3 protein-coding genes are annotated in these 3,023 nt (G+C 66.1%); all 3 read right to left on the minus strand.

Annotation, left to right across the window (positions count from 1 at the left end; translation table 11 throughout):
* Positions 1 to 643, minus strand: a 643-nt coding sequence (locus AB4Y84_RS17890) for a substrate-binding domain-containing protein (RefSeq protein WP_442250580.1), incomplete at its 3' end; no start/stop codon positions are given.
* Positions 644 to 870: 227 nt separating this feature from the next.
* A complete protein-coding gene (gene gspF / locus AB4Y84_RS17895) occupies positions 871 to 2,070 on the minus strand; it encodes a type II secretion system inner membrane protein GspF (protein WP_442243680.1) in 1,200 nt (399 codons plus the stop codon).
* 7 nt (positions 2,071 to 2,077) lie between these two features.
* On the minus strand, positions 2,078 to 3,023 hold a 946-nt coding region (locus AB4Y84_RS17900; protein WP_442250581.1), incomplete at its 5' end, for a GspE/PulE family protein.

Raw genomic sequence — 3,023 nt, forward strand, 5'->3', positions numbered from 1 at the left:
TGGCATCACGCTTGTACAGATCGGCAAAGGTCGACTTGATGGCGAACTTGCCATCGACCAGGTTCGAAGTGGCAGCCACTTCCGGCGCACAGGCGGCGGTCAGGAAGCGGGTGAACATTTCGCTGGTGCCGCTGCTTTCCGGACGGTAGACCACCTGGATCGGGCCACTGCGGTTGGCATCGATGGTCGACCAGTCAGTGATCGCACCGGAGAACACGCCACAGATCTGTGCCACGCTCAGGTCAACCGCCGAACCGGCCTTGTTGAACGGAATGGTCACCGAGGTAGCCACCGACGGCACCTGGATCAGGTTGCCATAGCGGTTGGCATTGCTGGCCTGGTTGTAGGTGGTGGTGTAGGTGCTCAGTTCGGTCGAGCTCAACACCGAGTCGCTGCCGGCAAAGTGCACGGTGCCGGTGGTCGAGAACAGCTGCGAATCATTCTGCAGGAAGGCCTTCTTGCCGGTGCCCGAACCGGTCACGGCGTAGCTGAAGTTGCTCGGCAGGATGCTGTCGGCCTGACCCTTGTAGAGGTCGGCCGGCAACGAAGCGCCGCCACCGGTAACGGTCTGCGCCGACGCGGCACCGGCAGTGGCGAGCAGCGCGGTAGCAACCAGCGCGGCCAGGGTCTTGTACTTGTTCATGATCTTCTCCTGAAGGGTTTACTGCGAAGGTGAAACACCAAGGGAGGAACGGTCACTACACGCCTGCTGCCGCCGAGGGCCTCCCAGCCCACTCTGCGGCGACAGGGACATGCTGGTCGTCGCCGATGACAGGCCGCTTAAGAAACCTGTGGAAGATCGGAAAAAGGTGTGGAGGATTGTGTGGAGAAACCGGGTTTCAGTAGATCCACGCCATGCGTGGATGCACGTCACTGCACCAGCTGGTTCATTTCCATGATCGGCATCAGCACGGCCAGCACGATGGTCAGCACCACGCCCCCCATCACCAGGATCATCGTGGGCTCCAGCAATGCAGTGAGTGCCATCGCGCGGCGTTCGATCTCGCGCGAGATGGTCTGTGCAGCGCGGTCGAGCAACGGCGCCAATGAACCGGTCTTCTCGCCACTGGCCACCAGATGCACCAGGATCGGCGGATACACTTTCTGCACCTTCAGCGCAGCGCCAAGCGAAGTACCTTCGCGCACGCGTGCGGCCACATCAGCGGCACAGCGCGCCAGCAGCGCATTGCCCAGTGTCTGCCGTGCGGCGTCCAGTGCGCGCAGCAAGGGCACACCGGCATCAAGCAGGATCGCCAGTGTCGATGCGAAGCGTGCGCTGTTCACGCCCAGCACGAAGCGACCCACCATCGGTACGCGCAGCAGCAGGGTGTCCCAGCGCAGGCGAAGATTCGGCCGCCGCAGGGCCAGCCGCCAGCCCACCACGAGTGCGCCGACGCCTATCCCCGTCCATACGCCCCACGCGCGTACGAAAGCACTGGCCGCCAGCATCACCTGGGTCAGCATCGGCAGCGTCTGCCGCGCCTGCACGAATGCAGTCACCACCTGGGGCACCACGTAGCTGAGCAGGAAGATCACGATCGCCACTGATACCAGGCTGATCGCTGCCGGGTAGATGAACGCCGTCAGCACCTTCGCCTGCAGCGCGTTGCGCTCTTCGATGTAGTCGGCCAGGCGCTCCATCACCCGTGCCAGATCGCCGGAATCCTCACCGGCGCCCACCAGGGCACGATAGATCCCAGGGAAATCGCGCGGCCGCGCCGACAGCGCCACGGTCAGCCGCTGACCGGCGCGCACGTCGGCACGCACTGCGGTGAGCGCCTGCGCAACGTGCGGGCGTTCGGCCTGCTCGATCACCGCGCTCAGCGCGCTTTCCAGCGGCAGGCTGGCGGCCAGCAGACTGGCCAGTTGCCGTGTGGCCCAGGCCAGTTCGCTGGCCGACAGCCTGCGCGTGCCCCAGCCACTGCCGGCATTGCGTGCGGCTGATACCTGTACCGGTGTCAGCCCACGCCCGCGCAGTTGCTGGCGCACGCCGCGCGCGCTGTCCGCGTCCAGCTGCCCCTTCTCGATGCGCCCCTGTGCGTTGGCGGCCTGGTAGTCGAACAGTGCCATGCGCGCCTCAATCGTCGCCGGTCACGCGCAGGATCTCCTCCAGCGTGGTCACCCCGCTGTCGACCCAGCGCTGCCCGTCCTGGCGCAGGGTGCGCATGCCGGCGCGCCGCGCGGCCTCGCGCAGCGCGGGTTCGCCCTGCCCTTCATGGATCAGTGCCCGCACGCGCTCATCCACCACGAACAGTTCGTGGATACCGGTGCGCCCGCGGTAGCCGCTGTTCGCACAGGCGGGGCAGCCTACGGCCCGCCACACGGTGCGGCCCTCGGCATCCACTTCGGCACACCGGCACTGCAGGCACAGCCTGCGCACCAGCCGCTGCGCCAGCACGCCACGCAACGATGAGGCCAGCAGGAAAGGTTCCACGCCCATGTCCGCCAGTCGGGTCACCGCCGAAATCGCATCATTGGTATGCAGCGATGCCAGCACGCCGTGGCCGGTCAGCGACGACTGCACCGCGATCTGCGCCGTTTCCAGGTCACGGATCTCACCGATCATGATGGTGTCCGGATCCTGGCGCAGGATCGCGCGCAACGCCGTGCCGAAACTCATGCCGATGCGCGCGTTGACCTGGATCTGGCCGATGCCGGCGAAGTCGTACTCCACCGGGTCTTCCACCGTGAGGATGTTGCTGGTGCTGCTGTCGAGCTGCCCCAGTGCCGCATACAGCGATGTGGTCTTGCCGCTGCCGGTCGGCCCGGTCACCAGCACGATGCCATGCGGCTGGCGGATCAATCCGGTGAAGGTGGCCAGCGTATCGTCGGCCATGCCGAGGCGTTGCAGCTGCAACCGCCCGGCATCCTTTTCCAGCAGGCGCAGCACCGCCCGTTCGCCGTGCCCGGTGGGCACGGTGGAGACGCGGATATCCAGCGGCCGGCCCCCCACGCGGATCGCAATGCGCCCATCCTGCGGCAGGCGCTTCTCGGCGATATCCAGGTGGGCCATGATCTTGATG

Source organism: Stenotrophomonas sp. 2YAF22 (genome assembly GCF_052114665.1).
Classification (GTDB): domain Bacteria; phylum Pseudomonadota; class Gammaproteobacteria; order Xanthomonadales; family Xanthomonadaceae; genus Stenotrophomonas; species Stenotrophomonas indicatrix.